Genomic DNA, 21,982 nt, shown 5'->3' on the forward strand with positions numbered 1-21,982 from the left:
GTCCGGCGCAGCGTCCGCCGTGGTTGTAGCGTGAGCACATGACATACGCCAAGGTTGGCACCCTGGGCGCCGTGCCCGGCAAGCGCGACGAGCTCATCACCCACCTCACGAGTCCGAAGCCCGGGCTTGCCGAGGCCGGCTGCCTGCTTTACGAGGTAGGCGTCTCCGCCGACGAGCCCGACACCGTGTTCGTCGCCGAGCTGTGGAGCTCGGAAGAGGCTCACCGGGCGTCACTTGAGCTTCCCGAAGTGCAGCAAGCAATGGCGGCGGCTCGTCCACTGCTTTCCGGCGAGTTCGGGGGATTCGCGTTCGACGTGATCGGTTCACCGGTCCGCGCAGGCGGCTAGCGGCACGGGCCTATGCGGTCTCGGCTGCTCGGCGGCCTGCGTTGTGCGTTTGGGCCATCGTCGGACCGGATGTCGCGGGCAGGCCGTCAAGGGCCGTCCAGCTTGGCTGCGATCCAGCGCTCGCAGCGGGCGGTGGGGCGGTGGATTGAAGCACAACTTGACATAATATGCATTATCGGCGCTTTGGTGGCGGGGGTGAGAAGGGGTGCAACGCCGGACTTTGCGGGCCCTGGCGGAGCGCGGACCGCATGTGGATGTGCCGGCCGGCGGCGCTCACGTTCCCGTGCGGCCAAGCCCGCGGCCGGCCGGTTCGCAATGTCCGGAAACTCGCCGGCAAACCGCGCGGACGGCACCGCCGGCGCGCTAATCCGGACGTCTCAGGCCGCCGGAGCGTCCGATTTCCCGGTTTTCCCCGGTTTCCCGAACGCCGGATTGCCGGTATTGCCCGCCGTTGACCCGTTGGCCGCCGGCTCTGCGGCTCGGTTGCTCGGCCCGGTGGCGCCCCAGTCCGCCTGCGGCCTCCTGCGGGAGCCTCCCGGACACCCCGGCCGGGCTGCCCCGGCGCCCGGCACACCGGCCCGCGTTCACCCCATTCACCCGCTATGCCCAAGTTTGATGCATAAAATGTGTTATGCAGCACTTTGCGAGTGAGTTGCCTGCGGGACAGCGACCAAAGCACAGCCGGCGACACACCCGGCCGCCTCCGCTCGCCACTCGCCTACCACCCCCGATACCATGGCTTCTGCCCGGCGACACGCCGCCCGGCCCCGTTCGGGGCGCCGGCGGTGCCTTGCCGGCCACGACACACCGGGCGCCATTGACGCCTACTCCCCCGCCCGCGTTGTCTCCGGCCCACGAGAGCCCCCGTATCGGCCACAACCGGTCACGACACGCCGAAACCCCTGTATTCGGTCGCGGTTGCGGGGATCCTCGAAAGGTGTCCAACAGCACCAGCACATCCCCCCAGGGCGATGCCCGAGGCGACTCCGCGCAGCAGCCCTCACCCGCATCCGAGGCGGCCGGCACCCGGCCGGCCGACACCTCACCCGACCGCGCCGCCGCCGGCCGGGCCGCGCGCCCGCAGCGCCACCGGCTCGTGGGCATCGACGCCGCCCGCGGCCTGGCGGTGCTGGGCATGTTCGTCGTCCACGTCGGCCTGGGCTGGAGCCTGGGCGACGGCAGCGCCAACCCCCTCACCGACCTGGTCTCCGGACGCTCCGCCGCACTGTTCGCGCTGCTGGCCGGCGTCTCCGTCGCGCTGCTGTCGGGCGGGTCCTCCCCCGCTACGGGCCACGCCATGGGCATCGCCCTGTGGCGCGTGGTCATCCGCGGCCTGATCATGCTGCCGCTGGGCGTCGCCCTGACCATGCTGGGCACGCCCGTCTCGGTGATCCTCGCCTACTACGCCGCCTTCTTCCTGCTGGCGGTGCCGCTGATCGACGAGCGCTGGAAGGTCGTGGCCGGGGGCGCGGCCGTACTCGCGGTGGCCGGTCCCCTGGTGTCGTTCTGGCTGCGCGGCATGATCGAAGGCGAGGGCGCGCCGCTCAGCGGGCCCGTCGCCACGGTCAACGGCTACGACCCGCTGGTGGCCCTGTCGGGAAGCGGCATCCTCGACCTGCTGGTAACCGGTTCCTACCCGGCGCTGACCTGGTTGCCCTATGTCCTGGCCGGCCTGGCCATCGGGCGGTTGGACCTGCACTCGCTGCGGGTGCGGGCCTGGCTCGTGGGCGCCGGCGCCGCGCTGGCGGGCTTGGGCTACGGGGTGTCGTGGCTCGCGATGAACGTGATGGGCGGCCGCGAACGCCTGTCCCAGACCTACAACGCGGCCGCCATGGCCGAACACGGCGGCCACCGCGATACCGCCCAGGCCATGGCCGAGGGGTTCACCGGGACCGTGCCCGTCAACGACTGGGTGTGGCTGCTGACCGCGCTGCCGCACAGCGGCACCCCGTTGGAGCTGGCCGGGGCCGGCGGCGTGGCCATCGCGGTGCTGGGGCTGTGCCTGCTGGCCGAGCCCGCGCTGCGGGTGGCGGGCTACCCGCTGGCGTCGGTGGGTGCGTTGGCGCTGACGGTGTATGTGGGCCATGTGCTGCTGATCTGGGTGGCCGAGACCGGCCTGTGGCAGGGCACGCCGCTGCAGTGGGCGACCGACAATCTGGCGCTGACCGTTCTGGTGGCTGCGGTGGGCGGGGCCACCGCTTGGCGGCTGGCCGTGGGCCGCGGTCCGCTGGAGTGGCCGCTGCACGTGGTGTCGTCGTGGGCGGCCAAACGGATTCCCTGACCGCCGGTTGCCGGCCGGCGGCACCGGCGGGAGTGCGGGGTGGGCGGTGGCGGTGCTTCGGACCCGGATTAGGCGGTCCCGGGTGCGCGCAGGGTGATGTGTGCGCCGGTGTCGTGGGTTTCGGCGGCCTCCAGTACCGCGCTCAGCAGGCCGGGAAAGCGGGTGTCGAGATCGGTGCGGCGCAGCGCCACGAAGCAGCGCACACCCTCCTGGCGGGTGCGGGTGATGCCGCTGTCGCGCAGCACCCGCAGGTGGTGGCTGAGGGTGGACTTGGCCACGGGAGCGCACAGCCTGCCCCATCCGTATTCGCCCCCGCCGGCCAGCAGGCGTACCAGCCCCAGGCGGACCGGGTCGCCCAGTGCCGACATCACCTCTACCAGCGAAATGTCCTCAACGTCGGGGTGGCGAGCGTTCCTCATGCACCCATGCTAGTTTGTTCGATGTTCGTCAAACATAGAATGAACAGGGTTCCGCCATGACCGCACCCGCACCCCGCCCCGAAACCGGGCCCGAAGCAGGCCCGCTCACCGGCCGCGTTGCACTGGTCACCGGCGCGTCCTCCGGCATCGGACGCGCCGCCGCAACCGCCCTGGCCCGCGCCGGCGCCCGCGTCATCGGAGTCGCCCGCAGCGCCGAAGGCCTCGACGAGACCGCGCGCACCCACCCGGCCATCACCGCCCACCCAGCCGACCTGCGCGACCCCGGTGCGTGCGCCGGCGCCGTCGAGGCGGTCCTGGCCTCCCACGAGCGCCTCGATGTGCTCGTCAACAACGCCGGCGCCACCGCGGTGATGCCGCTCGCCGACACCCGCGCCGAGACCATCGACAGCCTCTTCGCCCTCAACGTCACCGCACCCAGCCTGCTGGCCACCGCCGCCCTCGAAACCCTCGCCGAGCACCAGGGCGCCATCGTCAACGTGTCCTCCACCTTCGGCCACCGCCCGCTGCCCGGCGGCGCCCACTACGGCGCTTCCAAAGCCGCGCTTGAGTCCCTTACCCGCAGCTGGGCGCTGGAACTGGCGCCGCAGGGTATCCGCGTCAACGCCGTGGCGCCCGGGCCCGTCTACAGCAATGCCCTGGCCGCCGCGGGGCTGAGCGCTGAGACCGTCGCCGGGATCGAGCGCGCCGAAGCCGAGCGGATCCCGCTGGGCCGGCGTGGCGACCCCGACGAGGTCGCCACCTGGATCACCCACTTCGCCGACCCGGCCGGAGCCTGGGTCACCGGCCAGGTCCTTGGCGTCGACGGCGGCCTCGACCTCGCCTGATCCCCGCGCCACTGCCCCGCCCGGCGCACACGCCCGCCCATCGCGCCGCGACAGGCGCCCCGCACGCGTGTGCGCCCCGGGTGCATCGGCAATCCTGGACACCATGAGCACCCCGGCCCCCACCTCGCAGTTGCGCGTTGGCGACGCCATCGCCGAATACCTCACCGCCCGCCAGACGGAGAAGCCCTCGGCCAACACCATCGCCGCCTACCGCCGCGATCTGCACACTGTCCTGGGGCATCTGGCCGATGCCGAACGCTGCGCGCCCGAGCAGCTGCGCCTGGCCGACCTGTCGCCGTCGCTGCTGCGCCATGCTTTCGCCGCTTTTGCCGCCGACCGCGCCCCCACCAGCGTCACCCGCGCCTGGTCGACCTGGAACGGGTTCTACGGGTTCCTCGTCGCTCACAACCTCGCCGACGGCAACCCCATGTCCGCGGTCTCGCGGCCCCGCACAAAACCCCACCAACCCAAACCCCTCATCGGCGAGGACACCCCCGAACAGCTTCTGGCTGCGCTGGCCGCCGGATGCCGCCGAGCCCGGGACCCCTGGCCGCAGCGGGATTTCGCCGTTTTGGCGCTGGCGCTGCTCACGGGGCTGCGTTCGGCGGAGATGCTCGACCTCACCGTCGACTCGTTGGGCGGCCGGCCCGGTGAGCGCCGCATCCGTGTCCACGGCAAGGGGGGCACGACCCGTTCCCTGCCGATCGAGGCCCCGCTCGAAGCGCTCATCGACGACTACCTTGCGAGCCGCGCCGCCCGGTTCGGCCCTACCCCGGCCGGCACGGACGCGCTTCTCGTCGACAACCGCAACCGGGCGCTGCGCCGCGGCGGTCTGCAGTACCTGGTCCGCCAGTGCTACAAGCACGCCGGCATCCACGATCGGGTGGCACGCGGCACCCTCGTGCACGCTCTGCGCCACACCTTCGCCACCCGGTTGGCCGAGGACGGCGCCTCGGTCACCGAGATCATGCATCTGCTCGGCCACGCCGCCATCACCTCGTCGCAGACCTACATCGACACCACCGCCTCCGCCCAGCGCGAAGCGGCCCGTTCCAACCGCACCTACTCGGCGCTGCGCGACCTGGCCAAGACCGCGGACACCGCCGGTACCTCCGGTATCCCCCGGTCCCCCGCCGGCTGATGCCGCCACCCGGTCCCACCACCCGATTGGCTACGCTTGCCGTCGTGCCCACGACGATCTCGACCGTCAATGTCAACGGTCTGCGCGCCGCAGCCCGCAAAGGACTGCTCGACTGGCTCGCCGGCACCGACGCCGACATCATCTGCCTGCAGGAGACCCGCGCCCGCCCCGAACAGCTCCCCCGCACCCTCACCCACCACGGCCGCTACCATCTGCTGCTCGCCCCCTCGGACGATCCCGGGCGCTCCGGTGTGGCCATCTACACCCGCACCCCGCCCCAGGCCCACCGCATCGGGTTCGGCGCCCCCGAGTTCGATGCCGCGGGCCGCTATCTCGAAGCCGACATCGGCGACCTCACCGTCGCCAGCCTGTACCTGCCCTCCGGCGACGTGGGCACCGCCCGCCAGGACGAAAAGCACCGGTTCATGGACGCGCTGGAGCCCTATCTGGTCCGCCGTGCAGCCGAGACCGCCGAGCAGGGCCGGCACCTGCTCGTGTGCGGCGATGTCAACATCGCCCACCGCGAAGCCGATCTCAAGAACTGGCGCAACAACCGCAACCATTCCGGGTTCCTGGCCGGCGAGCGCGCCTGGCTGACCCGGCTGCTGGACCACGCCGGCCTGGGCGACGTTGTGCGCACGCTCCATCCCGACCGCGAGGGCCCCTACTCCTGGTGGTCCTACCGCGGGCGGGCCTTCGACAACGATGCGGGCTGGCGGATCGACTACCACCTCGCCACGCCCGGACTGGCCGCACGCGCGGCGCAGGCCCGTGTCGAACGCGCCGCTTCGCACGACCTGCGCTGGTCCGACCACGCGCCCGTCACCGTCACCTACGACCATGCCCCGTCGCCGAGTACCCAGCCAACCGCCGCGGCGCGCCCGTTGGGGCGCGCCCCATCCAGGTGAAGGTCCACCCATGAGCCTGCCGATCGTCCTGGTCCACGGCCTGCGTGTCTCCGCGAGCATGTGGCGCCACCAAGTCGACGAACTCGCCGGCCAGGGCCGCCCTGTCACCGCCTGCGACCTGCCCGGGCACGGCAGCCGCCGCGGCGAGCCGTTCAGCCTCGGCGGCGCCGTCGAGGCCGTCACCGAAGCCGTCGACACCGTGGGGGAACGTGCCTTGGTGGTCGGGTTGAGTTTGGGCGGTTTCGTGTCCATCGCCACTGCTGCGGCCTATCCGCACCGGGTGGCCGGGCTGGTTGCGGCGGGCTGTACCGCGCGGCCGGCGCAGACGTTGGCGCAGGTGTACCGGCTGCCGGCTGCGTTGTTGGACCGGTTGCCGGATAAGGGCCAAGCCGTCAACGAGCGGTTCCACCGGCTGACGTTGCGCAACGACGGTGCTGATGCGGTGCTGGACGGGGGGTTGGCGATGGAGGCGGCGCATGCGGTGATCGACGAGGTCGCCGAGATGGATGTGCTGGCGGCGCTGGGTGCCTATCCGGGGCCGGTGTGGTTGATCAACGGTTCGCGCGACCATTTCCGGATCCATGAGAAGCGGTTCTTGGACGCCTGCGCCGACGGCCGCCTGCTCAATGTGCCCCGTGCGGGCCATTTGGTGAGTTTGGACCAGCCTGACAATTTCACCCGGATCATCGCTGATGCGGCTGATGTCGCGTCGTTGCGTCCGCCCAACGCCCGGCCCCGGCGGCCGGGCGCCACCCCGCTGCTGGAGGACCCGGCCCGCCAGGATCCGGCGACCTGAGGGGTGCCGGGGCCGGCGGGGTGTGCAGGCGCACCCCGGCCGGCGGTGTGGGGGCAGGGCTGCATTACCTAGACTCGCCGACGTGATGATCAGTGCACAGGCGCTCTTGTTCGACATGGACGGCACTCTTGTCGACTCCGGCCCAGCCATCGAGGAATGCTGGGCCCAGTGGGTCGCCGAGTACGGGATCGAGCGTGCGCGCTTTGCCGAGGTGATCGGCCATGGGATCCCCGCCCGCCAGATCGCGGCGCAGCTGCTGCCGGCCGATCGGGTCGCTGAGGCGACCGACCGCTTGGAGCAGTTGGAGATCGACCGCGCGCCCAGCCTGCGGGTGCTGCCGGGTACGCGCGAGTTGCTGGCGTCGCTGCCCGATTCGGCGTGGGCGATCGTGACCTCGTGCACGCGGCCGCTTGCCGAGGCGCGGGTCAAGGCGGTGGGGATCGATCCGCCGCTGCTGGTGACCGCGGACGATGTCGAGGTGGGCAAGCCCGATCCGGCGCCCTACCTGCTGGCGGCGCGCCGGTTGGGTGCCGATCCGGCGGAGTGTGTGGTGTTCGAGGACGCTCCGGCGGGGGTGGCCTCGGGCCGTGCGGCCGGTGCCCGCGTTGTGGGGCTGACGACCACGGGCACGGCTGCTGAGCTGGAGGGGGCCGAATTCGTCGTCGGCGACCTCTCCGGTGTCGAGTGTGTGCCTGCGGTGGAGCCGCCGGTGCTGGTGTCGGTGCAGGTGTGAGCGCCGCCGCGGCCGGTTGCGCAACCGGCCGCGGCGGCGCTGTGCCGGGCGCTCAGCCGAGGAACCCGATGAGGGTGCGGGCGGTCCATTCGGGTGCTTCTTCGGGCAGGAAGTGGCCGGCGTCCGGTGCCACCGCCCCGGTCACGTCTTCGGCGACCTGGCGCATGACCTGCTCGACGGCCTCGCCCGAGGCCCGTTGGCCGCCGGCGGCCAGTACCGGGATGGCCAGTGGTCCTGCCTCGGCCATGGCGGTGATCTGTGCGGACATCTCTTCGGCCCGGTAGAACTCGAAGCTGGCGTGCAGTGCGGCCGGGTCGCGCAGCGCGTCGACGTAGACCTCGACCGCGTGCGGCGGGATCGCGTCGGGTGTGGCCGCCTTGCTGGCGAACTGGTGCCCGAAGTAGATCTCCTCGCGCCCGGCCACCATGCGCTCGTTGATGTCCTGCAGCCGGTTGAAGACGAAGTGCCAGAGGAACTCGTTGAGTTCCGGCTCCATCAGCAGCGGCGGCATCGGGGAGAATCCGGGCAGGATCGCTTCGGCGACGGCGAGGCGGCTGACGCGGTCGCGGTTGCCGGCGGCGAGGGCGTATCCGACGATCATACCGAGGTCGTGTCCGGCGACGGCGTAGCGTTCGTGGCCCAGGGCCGACATGAGGGCGGCCATGTCGGCGGCGAGGGTGACCGGGTCGTAGCCGGTGGCGGGCTTGGCGCTGGCGCCGACGCCGCGCAGGTCGGCGGCGACGACGGTGAAGTGTTCGGCGAGGGCGGGCATGACCAGGCGCCAGCCGTACCAGAACTGGGGCCAAGCGGGCAGTAGCAGCAGTGCCGGGCCGGTTCCGCCGGTGACGGCGTGCAGGGTCAGTCCGTTGGTGTCGACGGTGCGGCTGGTGAAGGTGTCGGTGAAGCCGTCGGGCAGGTGGGGGACGTCGTTGGCGGTGAAAGGCACGGGTTTCTCCAGTTAGGGGAGGACCACAAAACGGATGATCTATCCGTTTTAATGTAGCACAACCGGATAGAACATCCGTTTACACTGGTGTCCATGGACCCTCCCCCTCTGCGCAAGGACGCCGCCCGCAACCGGAACCGCATCGTCGAGGCGGCCCGACACCACGTGGACGAAGGGACACCGATCCAACTCAACGACGTGGCACGGGCCGCTTCGGTCGGGGTCGCCACGGTCTACCGGCACTTCCCCACATCCGAGGCGCTACTCGAAACCGTCGCCGCCGACAGTCTGGAGGCCCTGGCCGCACACGCCGAGCGAGCGCTGTCCAGCGGCGACGCCTGGACCGCGTTGCGCGACTTTTTGTCCACGGCCACCGACACCCTGATCACAGACGCGGCACTGTCACCGGTGTTCGCCGCGCCAACGGACGAACTGCCGCATACCACAGAACTCAAGCAGCGGCTCACCGCACTGTTCGGCCGGCTCCTCGACCGCGCCCACGCGGCCGGTGCGGCTGACCCGAGCGTGACCCGGGCCGACATGGTGCCGCTGATGTGCGGGGTGGTGTACGCAGCGACCGTCCACCCGGCCGCAACCGCCCAGGACCGGGCGGCCACCGCCCGCCGCTACCTCGCCGTCGTGCTCGACGGCCTGCGCACCCGCGAACGGTGACCACCGCAGCAGGCGGAGGCCGAGTCGGCATTCCCCCGCCGCAGGTGCTGCGCGGTCGGGGCTCGGCGGCCGATGGGCCGGTGAGCGGTGGTCCCGGGCAGGTGTCACCAGGGGTAGACCCCGCCGTCGTGGAAGAAGCCGCCCGTGGGCCCGCCGTCGGCCAGGGTGGCGAGCTCGACGGCGATCGCGGCGGCGTCCTCGGGCGTGCGGTTGCCGCTGAACCCGTTGATCGCGGTGTTGACGTAACCCGGGCAGCAGACATTGACGAGGATGCCGGTGCCCTCAAGCTCCTTGGCGTACTGCACGGTCACCGCGTTGAGCATCGTCTTGGAGGGCCCGTATGCCGCGGTGACGGGGCCCGTCGGCGCCTCGGGGTCCTGCTGCAGGGTGAGCGAGCCGACGCCGCTGGAGATGTTGACGATCCGCGGGTGCGCCGAGTGCCGCAGCAGCGGCAGCATCGCGTTGGTGACCCGGATGGCGCCGAAGACGTTGGTCTCGACCACCGCCCGGATCGTCTCGATGGGGAGTTCGGTCACCGATTCCCGCTGGCCGTCGTTGATCCCGGCGTTGTTGACCAGGACGTCGAGGCCGCCGCGCTCGTGCAGTTGCCGGGCGGCAGCGGCCACGCTCTCGTCGTCGGCCACGTCGAGGGGGACCTCGAACGCGTCGACGCCTTGGGCGCGCAGTTTCTGCACTGCTTCGGCGCAGCGGGTGGCGTCGCGGGCGCCCACGCCGATGCTCCAGCCCAATGCTCCCAAACCTGTGGCGATTCCGAATCCGAGGCCTTTGTTCGCGCCTGTGACCAGCGCGGTTTGTGTGTTCATGGTGTGATCCTGCACCTGTGCGGACGGCGGTCTCCAATGCCGGGTGTGCGCCGATCGATGCCGTGGGGTTATCGGCCCCGCGTATGATCGATGGACGTGGATACTCGGGAGTTGCGCTACTTCGTCACCATCGCCGAAGAGCTGCATTTCGGCCGTGCGGCCGAGCGGCTCGGCGTTGCCCAGCCGGCGTTGACGCGCACCGTCCAGAAGATCGAACGCCGCCTCGATACGCCGCTGTTCGTCCGTTCCGGCCGCTCGGTCGGCCTCACCAGGGCCGGGGCGGTGTTGCTGACGGAGGGCCGAAACGCCCTTGACGCGGCCGACGCCGCCGAGCGGCGCACCCGCCGGGCCGGGCGCACGCAGGTCGGGCATCCCGGCCTGGTGCTGGTGACCAAGGCGGGGGTGTTCGGCGAACTGGTGGCCAAGCTGCTCGATGCCTATGCCGCCGAGCCGGATGCGGTTCCCGTCGATGTCGCGTTGGTGCCGTGCGGTGTCGGCGAGCCGGAGCGGATGCTGCACGATGGCCGGGCCGATGTGGCGCTGCTGCACATGCCGCTGGACTCGTTTGCCGGTCTCGACCACGAGGAGTGCGGTACGGAGGGCCAGATGGTGGTGCTGCCGGCCGGGCATCCGCTTGCCTCGCGGCGGTCGCTGCGTATGGCCGAGGTTGCCGGCCTGCCCGATCTGGAGTTGCCGCGCTGGCAGCACCCGGACGGTACCTATCCCGAGGGGCCCGGCCCTGCTGTTCGCGACGGTACCCAGTTGCTCCAGCTCATCGGGCTGGGCCGGGCCTATGCGGTGCTGCCGGAGTCGAGCCGTACGCAGCTGACCGGTGATGTCGCCGCCGTTCCGCTCGCCGATGCGCCTGCGGTGACCACGCATATCGCCTGGCCTTCGCGCAGCCGCTCGCTTGCGGTGGCCGCACTGGTGCGTGTGGCCGCCGGTCTGTGAAGGGTCCGGGTCGGGCGGGTCGTGTGTCGGCGGTGCCCGGTGGCTGCGGCCGGGGGCGGTCACCGTGTGCGTTGTGCGGCGGTGGTGTTCATTGCGGTTTCACCCCCCTCGGCGTTGTGCGGCGCGGGTGCGGGGTGTAGTCGGGGGCGGGTGCGGCGCGGCTGCGGGTGTGTGGCGGGTGTTTTTGCGGCATCGGGCCGACACACATCGGATGAGCGGTTCCTTTCACCTGCAGTAACTTAACGTAGTCATTCCCGCACCATGCGAAGTTGAACATTCATTTTGCGGTAGTTGGGGCTTCATGCCCCTTATGTCGGAATGGTGCGCGGTCCGTCCGCACCCCGCAAACCCCTGCGGACGGTCGACCAGTGACCCTGAGGAGACCGCGCAATGCCCGACACCCCGCAGCACCCCCAATCCTCCGCCCCCTCCCCCGCACCCACCCGCCGCCGCGCCCTGGCGGCCGGCTCGGCCACCGTCGGCGCCGCCGCCCTCGCCGCCACAGCGGCGCCCTCCACGGCGTGGGCCGCCCCGGGCGGGTCCAACCCCGTCTCCGACCCGTTCACCTTGGGCGTGGCCTCCGGCGACCCCCTGCCGGACGGCGTGGTGCTGTGGACCCGCCTGGCCCCCGACCCGCTGGCCGAGGACGGCCGCGGCGGCATGCCCCAGCGCCGCGTCCGCGTCCGCTGGCAGGTGGCCGAGGACGAGCGGTTCCACCGCGTCGTGGCCGCCGGCGCCGAGTTCGCCCGCCCCGAAGAGGGCCACTCGGTGCACGTGGAGGTGCACGGCCTGCGCCCCGGCGCCGAGTACTACTACCGCTTCCGCACCGGCCGCGAGATCAGCCCGGTGGGCCGCACCAAGACCGCGCCGCAGCCCGGTGCGCAGCTGGACACCTTCGCGTTCGCGTTCGCGAGCTGCCAGAACTACCCCTCGGGTTACTTCACCGCACACCGCCACCTGGCCCAAGAGGATCTGGATTTGGTCTGCTTCCTGGGCGACTACATCTACGAGGGCCCCGCCCAGGGCGAGATCGGGCGCGGCCACCTGCCGGCGCACGAGGTCTTCTCGGTGGCCGACTACCGCATCCGCCACGCCCAGCACAAGACCGACCCCGACCTGCAGGCCGCCCACGCGGCCTTCCCCTGGGCGGTGGTCTTCGACGACCACGAGGTCGAGAACAACTGGGCCGACGACATCTCCGAGCCCGACCAAGAGGCCGACCAGGACCCCGCGGTGTTCCTGCAGCGCCGCGCCCGGGCGTTCCAGGTCTACTACGAGCACATGCCGCTGCGGCGCGCCCAGCGGCCCAACGGGGCCGACATGCAGCTGTACCGGCGGCTGACCTTCGGTGACCTGGTCGACATCCACCTGCTGGACACCCGCCAGTACCGCAGCGACCAGGTCGGCGACGCCGAGCACAATGACCCCGACCGCACGCTGCTGGGCGCCGGCCAGCGCGAGTGGCTGGTGGAAGGGCTCACCGGGCCCACGGCGCGCTGGAACGTGCTGGCCCAGCAGGTGTTCTTCTCGCAGCGCGACTTCAATGCCGGGTCGAGCACCAACTTCACCAACGACGGTTGGGACGGCTACCGCTACGAGCGCGACAACCTGCGCGACCAGCTCGCCGACGGCCCGTCCAATCCCGTGGTGATCACCGGCGACGTGCACGCCAACTACCTGTGCGACGTCAAGGCCGATTTCAACGACCCCGATTCGGCGACGGTGGCCACCGAGCTGGTGGGTACCTCGATCGCCAGCGGCGGCGACGGCGCCGACCAAGGCGAGAACGACCCGGTCCAGCTCGCGGAGAACCCGCACATCAAGCTGATCAACCGGCGCCGGGGCTATGTGCGCAACGAGATCTCGCACGGCCAGTGGCGTACCGACTACCGCATCGTCGACTACGTCACTGAACGCGGCGCGCCCATCCGCAACCTGTCGAGCTGGGTCATCCCCGACGGCAGCCCGGGCGCCGAGCAGGTCTGAGCGGGTCCGCCGGCCCGGCGGGTGCCCTGCTGCATGGTTGTTGCGGTGCTGTTTGGCGCTGGCGTAGGGGTGTTTTTCCGCAAGGAGCGTCTTTACGATGTAGATCCGTAGTTGCTTAGTAACTACGGAGATTCGTGCGCCGCGGGCCGGAACACGGCCCGCGGCGTTCACCGCGGCGCGGCGCTCTCACCGGGGCGGATCAGCCCCGAGTCGTAAGCGGCCACCACCGCCTGCGTGCGGTCGCGCACCCCCAGCTTGGCCAGGATGCTGGAAACGTGGGACTTGACCGTCTCCACCCCCACGAACAGCTCCGCGGCGGCCTCGGCATTGGACATCCCCCGGGCGACCAGGCGCAGCGTCTCGGCCTCGCGCCCGGTCAGTGCCCCGACCGCACGCGCGGCCGGGGTGTCGGCCGCACCCGCCGATGCGGCCAGGCGGCGGATGGCGCCGGGAAACAGCAGCGAGTCCCCGCCAACCACCAGCCGCACCGCGTCGAGGATCTGCTCGGGGCGGCTGCGTTTGAGCAGGAAACCGCGGGCGCCGGCCCGCAGCGCCCCGTAAACGTAATCGTCGTTTTCAAAGGTGGTCAGCACCACCACCGCCGGAGCGGCGTCCAGCCCGCGCACCAGCGCCCGCGTGGCCTCGATGCCGTCCAGACGCGGCATGCGCACGTCCATCAGCACCACGTCGGGGCGGTGGCGGCGGACCATGTCCACCACCCCGGCGCCGTCGGCCTCCTCGGCGGCCACGCATAGGTCGGGTTCGGAGTCGAGGAGGGCCCGCAGGCCCGCGCGGATGAGGTCCTCGTCGTCGACGAGCGCCACCGATATCACTGTGTGTCCTCCCAGGAGATGGCGGCGCGCAGCCGCCACTGCCCGTCCTCGGTACCGGCCTGCAGCGTGCCGCCCAGCAACCGCAGCCGCTCGCGCATCCCGTGCAGCCCGCGCCCCCCGCCGGCGGGCGCGCGGGCGCCGGCCCGGCCGGGGGCGGGGTTGGTGATCTCCACCACCAGTTCGCCGCCGCCGGCGCGCAGGTCCACGGCCACCGGCACCTCGCCGGCGTGGCGCAGCACGTTGGTGAAGGCCTCCTGGCAGATGCGGTAGGCCTCGCGCGAGACCACCCCGGGCACGGCGGCGGTATCGCCCCGGATGCGGGCGGTGGCCTCGACGCCGACGGCGCGGGTTGCGTCGAGGAGTTCGTCCAGGTGCGACAGGTCGCGTTGGGGGGCGGTGGTGGTGGAGTCCTCGCGAAGCAGTCCCAGCACGTGGTCCAGCTCGGCGGTGGCGGTACGGGCCTGGGCGGCGATGGCTTCCAGCGCCCCGCGGGCGAAACCGGGGTCGGTGTCGATGACGCGGGCGGCGGTGCCGGCCTGCAGGCTCACCACCGACAGGGCGTGGCCGATGGAGTCGTGCAGTTCGCGGGCCAGCCGGTTGCGCTCGGCCAGGGTCTCGGCCCGCTGCTGGGCCGCAGCCAGGCGCTCGGCGGCCGAGGGGCCCAGCAGCACCGGGGCCAGGCGGGCCATCAGCGCGCCGCAGGCGGCCACGACCGCGATCACCACCAGCAGCACCGCGGCCCCGGCAAAGGGAGCCGCCAACCGTTGGGCCGGGGTCGGTGAGACGGTGCCGAGCAGGTTGAACGCGCCCTCCATGAGCAGGTGCGGGCGGGGCGCCACGGCGGTCGCCGCCAGCACGGCCGACTCGGTGAGTCCGAACATGGTCGCCAGGCACACGGCGAAGCCGAGCGTGAGGTGCAGCAGCAGCCACACGGCGGTGCGCAGGCGGGTGCGGCCGGTCTGGGCCTCGGCGACCTCCTCGGCGGCAAGGTCGGTGGTGACCAGCGCCCGCACCAGGTGGGCCTCCATGGTGCGCACGCCCGGCAACCAGGCGGTGGCGCCCACCAGCAGCAGCGCCGGCACCACCCCGGCCGCCATCGCGGTCAGCGGGGCACCGGGGGCCGCAGGGTGGCCGGTGCCCGCGCCGGCCAGCGCGCAGAGCACGGCGGTGGCCAGCAGGTAGGGCATGAACACCACCCCGCCCAGGATCAGGTGGACCCAGCGGGTGTAGGTGGCGGCCCGCAGGACCGGGGCCGATAGGCGGCGGATGAGCAGCACACCACGATCGTGGCATGGGGGCCCGCTGGGGCGCCTCCCCCGCCGGAGGGAGCCCGCCGGCGCAGCCGGGGTGCGCGCCGGTGGGCGGCCACCGGCGCCGAGCCGATACCCTCGATGGCCGTGACCTGGGACAGCTCTTCCTCCGAAACCTCCACGACCTCCTCGCGCACATCGGGACTGGCGCATTCGCTGCGGCGGCGCCACATGGCGATGATCGCCATCGGCGGTTCGGTGGGCGCCGGACTGTTCATCGGTTCGGGTGCCGTGATCAGCACCGCCGGGCCGGCCGCGGTGCTGTCCTATGCGCTGGCGGGAGCGCTGGTGCTGCTGACGTTGCGCGCGTTGGGCGAGATGGTGGTGGCCCGGCCCTCGGCCGGGTCGTTCTCCGACTACGCCCGCATGGCGCTGGGGCCGCGCGCCGGATTCTGCATCGGGTGGCTGTACTGGTGGATGTACAGCGTGCTGGTGGCGGCCGAGGCGGTGGCGGGCGCGGCAACGCTGGGCTCGTGGGTGCCGCTTCCGGGGTGGCTGCTGTCGCTGGGGCTGCTGCTGGTGATGACCGGCGCCAACCTGGTCTCGGTGCGGATGTTCGGCGAGACCGAGACCGTGTTCTCGCTGGTCAAGGTCGCCACGATCGTGGCGTTTCTGGTGCTGGGCGGGTTGTTCGCGCTGGGGCTGTGGCCGGGCGCAGGCGGGGCCGCGTTCGACAACCTGTGGGCCCACGGCGGTTTCGCACCCAACGGGTGGGGCGCGGTGCTGGCGGCGACGGTGGTCGTGCTGTTCTCCTTCGGCGGGGTGGAGATCGTGACCATCGCCGCCGGCGAGAGCGACGAGCCCGAGCGGGGCGTGGCGCGGGCGACCACCAACGTGCTGTGGCGCATCGGGCTGTTCTACGTGGCCTCGATCGTGGTGGTGGTGGCGGTGCTGCCCTGGGACACCGCCGAGCTGCTGCGCAGCCCGTTCGTGGCGGTGATGGAGCGGGTGGGGGTGCCCGCTGCGCCGCTGATCATGGAGATCGTGGTGTTCGTGGCGGTGCTCAGCGTGCTCAACGCGGCGCTGTACACCTCCTCGCGGATGCTGCACGTGCTGACCCGCCAGGGCGATGCGCCGCGGGCGCTGTCGGCGGTGGGGCGGCGCGGGGTGCCCACGCGGGCGATCCTGCTGGGTACGGCGGTGGGCTATGCCTCGGTGATCGGAAACTACCTATGGCCGACCACCGTGTTCGCGTTCCTGGTGGCCTCCATCGGGGCGATCCTGCTGGTGCTGTTCTTGACGATCGTGGCCTCCCAACTGGTGCTGGGGACCCGGCTGCGCCGCGAAGAGCCGGCGGCGCTGCGGTTTAGGATGTGGGGGTTTCCGTACTTGAGCTGGGCGACGCTGGCGGGGCTGGTGGCGATCCTGGGGGCGATGGCGCTGCTGCCCGACCAGCGGTTGCCGCTGGCGGCGACGCTGGCCGCGGTGGCGGTGGTGCTGGTGGCCTACGAGCTGCGCCGGCGCCTGGGGCGCCACCCGGTGAGCCGGACTCCGCTGGGCACCGAGCACTCCCCCGCCGGCGGGCCGGCGGGTAAGTCCGGGCCGTAGCCGGCCTGCGGGTGCGCGCCTGGGCGCGGCCCGACCGCAAAGCGGCGCGGGCCCCGGATTTAAGGTGGCGGTGTGCCCGCCGAAACCGAACGCGAGTTCTTTGAGCGGCTCCCGCGCACCCGCGGGGCCGCCGCCGCGATGCTGAGGACCGCTGATGGGCGGTTCCTGCTGGTCAAACCCACGTACAAGCCGGGCTGGTCGCTGGCCGGCGGGGTGATCGAGCAGGGCGAGTCGCCGCTGGCGGCCTGCCGGCGCGAGTGCGCCGAGGAGCTGGGGTTCACCCCCGTCCTGCAGCGGCTGGTGTGCGTGGACTGGCTGGCTCCCGGGATGTTTCCCGATGGGCGCCCGGCGACCATGTACGTGTTCTCCGGTGCGGTGACCGAGGCCGGGTTCGCGCAGGTGCGGCTGCCGCCCGAGGAGCTCAGCGACGCGCTGCTGGCCGGTCCCGGCGACCTGGAGCGGCTGGTGCGCCCGGGCGCCCACCGCCGTATCGGTGCTGCGGCGGCCGCCGCAGCCGCCGGAACCACGTGCTATCTGGAGGACGGCCGCCCGGTGCTGCCGGGCTAAGGGGCCGGCGGCTCCCGGCGGGCGCGGTCTCAGCCGCCGGTGGAGAACCGGCTCAGGTAGTGCTGCTTGCCGAACATGCGGGCCGCCTCCAGCGCGGAGGGGGTGCCGGCGGCGGGGTCGGCGCCGGCGTCGACCAGCACGTCGACCACCTCGTCCTCTCCCTTGAAGACGGCTCCGGCCAGCGGTGACTGGCCGCGGTCGTTGAGCCGGTCGGTGTCGGCGCCGCGTTCGCACAGCAGGGCGGTGGTGCGGGCATGGCCGTGGTAAGCCGCCAGCATGACCAGGGTGTCGCCTTTGTCGTTGGTGAGGTTCGCCGGGACACCGGCGTCGAGGTAGGCGGCCAGGTGGTCGGTGTCGCCGCGGCGGGCGAGGTCGAAGACGCGGCCGGCCAGTTCGACGACGTCGGGATCGGTTTCGGGTCCGGGCGCGGCGGCGCCAGCGGGGTCTGTATCGCTCACGCTCACCAGCCTAATGCGGTGACCGCTTCGGGGGCGGGTGCCCGGGCCGGGGCGGCGGGGCCGCAGACGGCACTCGGAGGCGTGACTCTCAGTGATATTGCCCGATTCTTACAATTCGTTCCGTGCATTTTGCGGTGCGCTGATCTGCGTAGGGCCACGTTGCGGAACAGCGGCGCGACGGGGTGAACAACCACGAATCGTGTCGGCTATGCCCATTTAACGACAAATGTCGCTATGGTGCATGCTCGACCTCCCGTGGAGTCGCGTCGGACGGCGCCGCCAGGAGCGGGCCCGGCCCGCCGCGGCGGCAGCGGCACCCGCTACCGCCGGTGCCGCGCCTGCTCGCCGCCCCCAACACAGCTGAGGAGAAAACTCGTGCGGCATTTCGTGGGATTCATCGTCGGCTTGGCGCTTGCCCCCGTGCTCATGCTCGGCACCGGGTGGGTGCTGCCGCGCTTCGTCGACCTCAACGCGACAGGGCAGTCGATCGCTACTGTCAGCGCCATGGTGGCGGTGGGCGCCGCCGCCGCGGTGGCGCTGCTGGTGGCGCTGGTCCTGGTGCCCCCGCGGTTGACCCCGCTGCTGCCGGGAATCGCCGGGCTGACCCTGGTCGGCGCCACGGCCGTGCAGGTGCTGCGCCCTGCGCTGGTGGAGATGGTGCCCGCGCTGCCCGGTGTGGAGGGCGCGGTGACCCTGCTGTCGATCGGGGCTTACCTGCCGCTGGGGCTGGCCCTGTTCATCCCGATGCTGGTGCCGGCGCGCTGGGCGGGCAAGGACCGCCGGCAGGGCGTGACCGAGGAGGAGTACTTCGACGGCCTCTACGACGAGGACTACGAGGGCTACGACGACCAGGACCGCGCGGGCGCCTCGGGCAGCCACCGGCGGCCGGCGCGCGCCTGAGGGGGCCGCAGGGCGCGCTTAGGGCGTGTTTGGAGGGTCCGTCCATAGCGAGCGGCGCACTCGTGTGTGCCCCGCGCCGGATCTGCAAAGCGCCGATGTGGCGCGGAACGCTGCGTTAGGGCCGCCCCTACTGGGTGGCGCCGATCCCAGCCAGGAGGTGCTGTGCGTGACGGGGCGCTCGCCGAAGGACTTCACGGACTACGCCGCGGACGCCGCCCCGGCCTGGCGCGACTACTAGGTCGCATTCGGCCGACCCGATTTCGGTGGGCGCCGGGGTCCAGGTCGGTCCGGTTCAGATCCAGCCGTGCCCGGCGGCGACGCGCGCGGCCTCGTGCCGGTTCGAGACGTCGAGCTTGGCGATGGCGGCCGCGAGGTGATTGCGCACGGTCCCCCGGGAGAGGGAGACGCGCCTGGCGATCTCCTCGACGGGCGCGCCGTCGCGTGCCAAGGCGAGGATGTCGGCCTCGCGCGGGCTGAGCGGGGAGTCGCCCGCGCTGATCGCCTCGGCCGCGAGCTCGGGGTCGACGTAGCGTCCACCGGCCGCGACGTTGCTTACGACCTCGGTGAACGTGCGGGAGGAGACGGTCTTGGGTAGGAAGCCGCGCGCGCCGGCGGCCAATGCCGACTTCAGGTAGCCGGGCCGGCCGTGCGAGGTCACGATGACGCAGCGGCAGTCGGGCAGCTGCCCGGCGAGCCGCCGGGTCACCTCGATCCCGTCGGGGCCGGGCAGTTGCAGGTCGAGCAGCGCCACGTCGGGACGGACCCGCAGGGCCGTCGCCAGCGCCTCGTCACCGGAGGCCGCCCGGGCGACGATCTCGAAGCCGTCCTCCAGATCGAGCAGACCGGCGATGGCGTCGCGGATGAGGTGTTCGTCATCGGCGACGAGGATGCGGGTCGTGCGCGTCATGCGGGGCCTTCCTCCTGGAGCGGGACCGTGGCATCGAGCAGGAACCAGTCTCCGTCACGGCGGGTGGTGACGTGCCCGCCGAGCGCGCGCACACGCTCGGACATCGCGCGGAGCCCGGTACCCCCGCCGGTCCGCGCGGAGTCGGCGGTCCCGGCCCCGTCGTTGGCGATGGTGAGGAGTACGTGTCCCTCCTCGTGCGCGCTCGCGAGCGTGACCCGCGTCGCCGCCGAGTGGCGCAGCACGTTCGTGACGCCCTCGCGCACGACCCACGCGAGGGTCTGCGCGCACTCCTCGGGCACGGGGTCGCCGACCACCGTGCAGCGGATGCCGGCGGAGGCCAGCAGCGATCGCGCGCCCGACACCTCGTCGTCCCAGCTCGTGTGGAGTTCACCGCGCACGACCTGGCGGACCTCGGTTCCGGCCTCCTCGGTGAGTCGCCGGACCTCGGTGATCTCCTCCGCAGCCTGCGCGGCGCGGCCGCGCAGGACGAGCTCGGAGGCCAGGGAACTCTTGACCGCGATTGTCGCCAGGGTCCGGCCGAACACGTCGTGCAGGTCGCGTGAGATACGCAGGCGCTCGTTCGCGAGCGCCAGTGCGGCACGGGTCTCGTGTGCCGTCTGGAGCTCGCGCAACACCCGCAGCATCCACGCGCTCGACCAGCAGGCCCATAGGACGCTGCTGATCACGATCGCGCCGGTCACCAGCACCGGGAGGTCTGGGAACCCCGTGATCAGCAGGGCCAGGACCAGGACCGCCGCGTTGAGGCCGAGCGCCGGGCGTGCACCGAGGGCGGGAACGAAGCTCGCGGCGGCCGAGGCGAGCGCCGCCGCGAGTGTCACCCCCATCGCGGGCAGGGGGATCCCGGGCGCCACGACGGCGAACGCCGCCAGGGCCGGCACCCACACCGCGATCACGACGAGGGGCGGGCGACGTGCGTGGCCGACGACGGTGTCGATGCTCCAGTTGACGACCACGATGTTTCCGACGGTCAGGGCGAGCGCGAGGGCGAACCCGAGTGCGGCCACCGGGTCCGCGGGGTCCGCGCCGGCGGTCCGCTCGGCCGTCAGCACGGAGCCGAACAGGGTGACGACCGGAATCGTGACGGCGCCGTAGGTGGACCAGCGTACGTAGGCCTCGAACTTGCGTGCGCCGACCAGCGGTGACTCGCTCATGGCCCTCATTGTCCCGTCAGACCCGCACGGGGTGCGGGTCCGATGGGTCCGAGGGGGTAAGGGCCGGCCTCGCCCCACGGGTGCGCAGCCACACCACGGCCGCGATCACGGCAACGGTGAGGCTGGGCACGAGCAGGGCGGGCGACCCGGCGCCCGCCGACCGGTCCGCGATGGAGGCGCCGACGTCGGTGTGTAGGGCGATGACGAGGAGGAAGGTGAGCGTGTTGAGCAGGGCGTGGATGACGACCGCGGTCTCGATGCCGCCGGTGCGCCAGGTGATGACGGCCAGGCTGACCGCGAGCGTGAAGTACCAGAGGTTGATCCAGGGATCGCCCGCGCCGTGCATGCTCGTGAACAACACGCTGGAGACGAGGACGCCGACGACCAGCCCGACCCGCGGACCCCGGCTCCAGCTCCCGGCGACCCGGAAGACGAGTCCGCGCAGGCCGTACTCCTCGCCCGCCGCTTGGAGGGGCACCAGCAGGAGGGTGAGCACGAGCATGCCGACCAGGTCGGCGACCGGCCAGTGGGTCTGCTCGGCGGGCATCGAGACGTTCAGGATGGTTATGGCGATCAGCCAGAAGGGGCCGATGAACAGGAGAGCCCTACCGAACACCTCGAAACGGAAGCGCGACAGCACCGAATGCAGCGAGACGCCCCGCACCCCGTAGAGCCACCGTTGGATGAGCATGCTCCACGGGACGAGCAGGGCGAGCGCGAACATGGTCAGGCCGTGGTACAGCGGCGTGTAGTCGGTGCCGCCCGCGGCCGGGTTGGTCCTGCCCATCCGGGCGTCGATGAGCGCGGCGGCTTGGGCAGCGGCGAAGCTGAAGACGAACAGGCCCGCGGCCAGGAGCACGATGGCGAGGACGCCGCGTGCGATACGGCGTTTGTCTCCGGCGAGGACACGGTGGTACTCCACGCCGGGCGGGACCGGCTGCGGTCCGCGCCGACGCGGGGTCGGCGCGGCCTGGTAGGCGGGTGCGGGAGTCCGCGCCGCTCCCGTGTGCGGGAGCTCGCGGAACGCCTCGGCCGCGTCGGCGGACGGCGGGGCCGAAGGGAAACGGTCGTCGTTGGTGTTCATGCTCCGAACCTAAGCCGGAGCCGATTCGTGACAGAGTGTCGCCGATCATGGGTTTTCTCCCCGACGTGCACGGCCCGACCATGACAGATGTCATGGGCGGACCGGAGCACACGCGTCGGCTCGGGGTCGTGGGGATCCTCAGCGGCCTGCTTGCGCCGGTGGATCGAAGGGCCGGTCAGGGGTGTCGAGACGGCGCAGCTCGGCGGTGTAGGACCAGCCGGTCCTGGCTGCCAGGGCGCGGGCGGCCTTCTTCTTGCGGTCGGTGGGCACAGTCGGCTCGCTCTCAGGGCACGGACCCCACGCGTCCGGCCAGGGAGGTGTGACCACGAGCAGGAGGAAGCACCTCGCGAGGTT

At 72.0% G+C, this 21,982-nt stretch carries 24 protein-coding genes; 14 read left to right on the top strand and 10 right to left on the bottom strand.

Going from position 1 to position 21,982, the window contains the following annotated elements; all coding sequences use genetic code 11:
- The first annotated feature begins 38 nt into the window (after positions 1-38).
- Together ACYVD5_RS13265 and ACYVD5_RS13270 are read left to right on the top strand one after the other, a co-directional pair.
- Positions 39-347, top strand: a complete 309-nt coding sequence (locus tag ACYVD5_RS13265; RefSeq protein ID WP_461001316.1) for a putative quinol monooxygenase — start codon at positions 39-41, stop codon at positions 345-347.
- A gap of 937 nt (positions 348-1,284) precedes the next feature.
- Positions 1,285-2,628 carry a DUF418 domain-containing protein gene (locus ACYVD5_RS13270; RefSeq protein ID WP_461001317.1) on the top strand — a complete coding sequence of 448 codons (1,344 nt, stop codon included), beginning with the start codon at positions 1,285-1,287 and terminating at the stop codon, positions 2,626-2,628.
- A gap of 68 nt (positions 2,629-2,696) precedes the next feature.
- On the opposite strand, the gene ACYVD5_RS13275 is transcribed toward ACYVD5_RS13270, so the two are convergent.
- Positions 2,697-3,047, bottom strand: a complete 351-nt coding sequence (locus tag ACYVD5_RS13275; protein ID WP_461001318.1) for an ArsR/SmtB family transcription factor — start codon at positions 3,045-3,047, stop codon at positions 2,697-2,699.
- A 56-nt stretch (positions 3,048-3,103) separates the two neighbouring features.
- On the opposite strand from ACYVD5_RS13275, the gene ACYVD5_RS13280 reads away from it, so the two are divergent.
- The 5 genes from ACYVD5_RS13280 to ACYVD5_RS13300 all read left to right on the top strand — a co-directional run bounded on the left by ACYVD5_RS13280 (position 3,104) and on the right by ACYVD5_RS13300 (position 7,470).
- Entirely contained in the window at positions 3,104-3,892 is a 789-nt protein-coding gene (locus ACYVD5_RS13280) for an SDR family NAD(P)-dependent oxidoreductase (protein ID WP_461001319.1), read from the top strand.
- 103 nt (positions 3,893-3,995) lie between these two features.
- Positions 3,996-5,033: a tyrosine-type recombinase/integrase gene (locus ACYVD5_RS13285; RefSeq protein WP_461001320.1), complete on the top strand. Its 1,038-nt coding sequence runs from the start codon at positions 3,996-3,998 to the stop codon at positions 5,031-5,033.
- The gene (locus ACYVD5_RS13290) at positions 5,033-5,941 is read left to right on the top strand and encodes an exodeoxyribonuclease III (RefSeq protein ID WP_461001321.1); all 909 of its coding nucleotides are present in this window, start codon (positions 5,033-5,035) and stop codon (positions 5,939-5,941) included. The genes ACYVD5_RS13285 and ACYVD5_RS13290 overlap by 1 nt, the downstream gene beginning before the upstream one ends.
- 10 nt (positions 5,942-5,951) lie before the next feature.
- Entirely contained in the window at positions 5,952-6,737 is a 786-nt protein-coding gene (locus tag ACYVD5_RS13295; RefSeq protein WP_461001322.1) for an alpha/beta fold hydrolase, read from the top strand.
- 85 nt (positions 6,738-6,822) lie between these two features.
- Positions 6,823-7,470 carry an HAD-IA family hydrolase gene (locus ACYVD5_RS13300; RefSeq protein WP_461001384.1) on the top strand — a complete coding sequence of 216 codons (648 nt, stop codon included), beginning with the start codon at positions 6,823-6,825 and terminating at the stop codon, positions 7,468-7,470.
- 52 nt (positions 7,471-7,522) lie between these two features.
- Here ACYVD5_RS13300 and ACYVD5_RS13305 read toward each other — a convergent pair whose 3' ends face one another.
- Positions 7,523-8,416, bottom strand: coding sequence for an alpha/beta fold hydrolase (locus tag ACYVD5_RS13305; RefSeq protein ID WP_461001323.1), 894 nt, complete (start codon positions 8,414-8,416; stop codon positions 7,523-7,525).
- Between the two features lie 93 nt (positions 8,417-8,509).
- Here ACYVD5_RS13305 and ACYVD5_RS13310 point away from each other — a divergent pair, with 93 nt between their 5' ends.
- Positions 8,510-9,088 carry a TetR/AcrR family transcriptional regulator gene (locus ACYVD5_RS13310; protein ID WP_461001324.1) on the top strand — a complete coding sequence of 193 codons (579 nt, stop codon included), beginning with the start codon at positions 8,510-8,512 and terminating at the stop codon, positions 9,086-9,088.
- 104 nt (positions 9,089-9,192) lie between these two features.
- On the opposite strand, the gene ACYVD5_RS13315 is transcribed toward ACYVD5_RS13310, so the two are convergent.
- A complete protein-coding gene (locus tag ACYVD5_RS13315; RefSeq protein WP_461001325.1) occupies positions 9,193-9,912 on the bottom strand; it encodes an SDR family oxidoreductase in 720 nt (239 codons plus the stop codon).
- Between the two features lie 111 nt (positions 9,913-10,023).
- Here ACYVD5_RS13315 and ACYVD5_RS13320 point away from each other — a divergent pair, with 111 nt between their 5' ends.
- Both ACYVD5_RS13320 and ACYVD5_RS13325 read left to right on the top strand, forming a co-directional pair.
- Positions 10,024-10,863, top strand: coding sequence for a LysR family transcriptional regulator (locus tag ACYVD5_RS13320; protein ID WP_461001326.1), 840 nt, complete (start codon positions 10,024-10,026; stop codon positions 10,861-10,863).
- 390 nt (positions 10,864-11,253) lie between these two features.
- A complete protein-coding gene (locus ACYVD5_RS13325; protein WP_461001327.1) occupies positions 11,254-12,849 on the top strand; it encodes an alkaline phosphatase D family protein in 1,596 nt (531 codons plus the stop codon).
- A 167-nt stretch (positions 12,850-13,016) separates the two neighbouring features.
- Here the strand turns inward: ACYVD5_RS13325 and ACYVD5_RS13330 are convergent, their stop codons facing one another.
- The gene (locus ACYVD5_RS13330; RefSeq protein ID WP_461001328.1) at positions 13,017-13,682 is read right to left on the bottom strand and encodes a response regulator; all 666 of its coding nucleotides are present in this window, start codon (positions 13,680-13,682) and stop codon (positions 13,017-13,019) included.
- A complete protein-coding gene (locus tag ACYVD5_RS13335) occupies positions 13,679-14,959 on the bottom strand; it encodes a sensor histidine kinase (protein ID WP_461001329.1) in 1,281 nt (426 codons plus the stop codon). The genes ACYVD5_RS13330 and ACYVD5_RS13335 overlap by 4 nt, the downstream gene beginning before the upstream one ends.
- 204 nt (positions 14,960-15,163) lie before the next feature.
- Between ACYVD5_RS13335 and ACYVD5_RS13340 the strand changes: the two genes are divergently transcribed.
- Complete coding sequence (locus tag ACYVD5_RS13340; protein WP_461001385.1) at positions 15,164-16,540, top strand: amino acid permease; 1,377 nt, start codon at positions 15,164-15,166, stop codon at positions 16,538-16,540.
- Positions 16,541-16,612: 72 nt separating this feature from the next.
- Entirely contained in the window at positions 16,613-17,107 is a 495-nt protein-coding gene (locus tag ACYVD5_RS13345; RefSeq protein WP_461001330.1) for an NUDIX domain-containing protein, read from the top strand.
- A gap of 29 nt (positions 17,108-17,136) precedes the next feature.
- On the opposite strand, the gene ACYVD5_RS13350 is transcribed toward ACYVD5_RS13345, so the two are convergent.
- Positions 17,137-17,571: an ankyrin repeat domain-containing protein gene (locus tag ACYVD5_RS13350; protein ID WP_461001331.1), complete on the bottom strand. Its 435-nt coding sequence runs from the start codon at positions 17,569-17,571 to the stop codon at positions 17,137-17,139.
- A gap of 369 nt (positions 17,572-17,940) precedes the next feature.
- On the opposite strand from ACYVD5_RS13350, the gene ACYVD5_RS13355 reads away from it, so the two are divergent.
- Both ACYVD5_RS13355 and ACYVD5_RS13360 read left to right on the top strand, forming a co-directional pair.
- Entirely contained in the window at positions 17,941-18,465 is a 525-nt protein-coding gene (locus ACYVD5_RS13355; RefSeq protein ID WP_461001332.1) for a hypothetical protein, read from the top strand.
- A 97-nt stretch (positions 18,466-18,562) separates the two neighbouring features.
- Positions 18,563-18,703 (top strand): hypothetical protein, encoded by a 141-nt coding sequence (locus ACYVD5_RS13360; RefSeq protein ID WP_461001333.1) that lies wholly within the window; start codon positions 18,563-18,565, stop codon positions 18,701-18,703.
- Positions 18,704-18,757: 54 nt separating this feature from the next.
- On the opposite strand, the gene ACYVD5_RS13365 is transcribed toward ACYVD5_RS13360, so the two are convergent.
- The 4 genes from ACYVD5_RS13365 to ACYVD5_RS13380 form a co-directional block, all read right to left on the bottom strand.
- Complete coding sequence (locus tag ACYVD5_RS13365) at positions 18,758-19,372, bottom strand: response regulator transcription factor (protein ID WP_461001334.1); 615 nt, start codon at positions 19,370-19,372, stop codon at positions 18,758-18,760.
- Positions 19,369-20,544, bottom strand: a complete 1,176-nt coding sequence (locus tag ACYVD5_RS13370) for a sensor histidine kinase (RefSeq protein ID WP_461001335.1) — start codon at positions 20,542-20,544, stop codon at positions 19,369-19,371. The genes ACYVD5_RS13365 and ACYVD5_RS13370 overlap by 4 nt, the downstream gene beginning before the upstream one ends.
- Positions 20,545-20,560: 16 nt before the next feature.
- Complete coding sequence (locus ACYVD5_RS13375; protein WP_461001336.1) at positions 20,561-21,628, bottom strand: CPBP family glutamic-type intramembrane protease; 1,068 nt, start codon at positions 21,626-21,628, stop codon at positions 20,561-20,563.
- A 138-nt stretch (positions 21,629-21,766) separates the two neighbouring features.
- Entirely contained in the window at positions 21,767-21,955 is a 189-nt protein-coding gene (locus tag ACYVD5_RS13380; RefSeq protein ID WP_461001337.1) for a hypothetical protein, read from the bottom strand.
- Positions 21,956-21,982 lie beyond the last annotated feature (27 nt).

The sequence above is a fragment of the Streptomonospora sediminis genome (assembly GCF_054778995.1).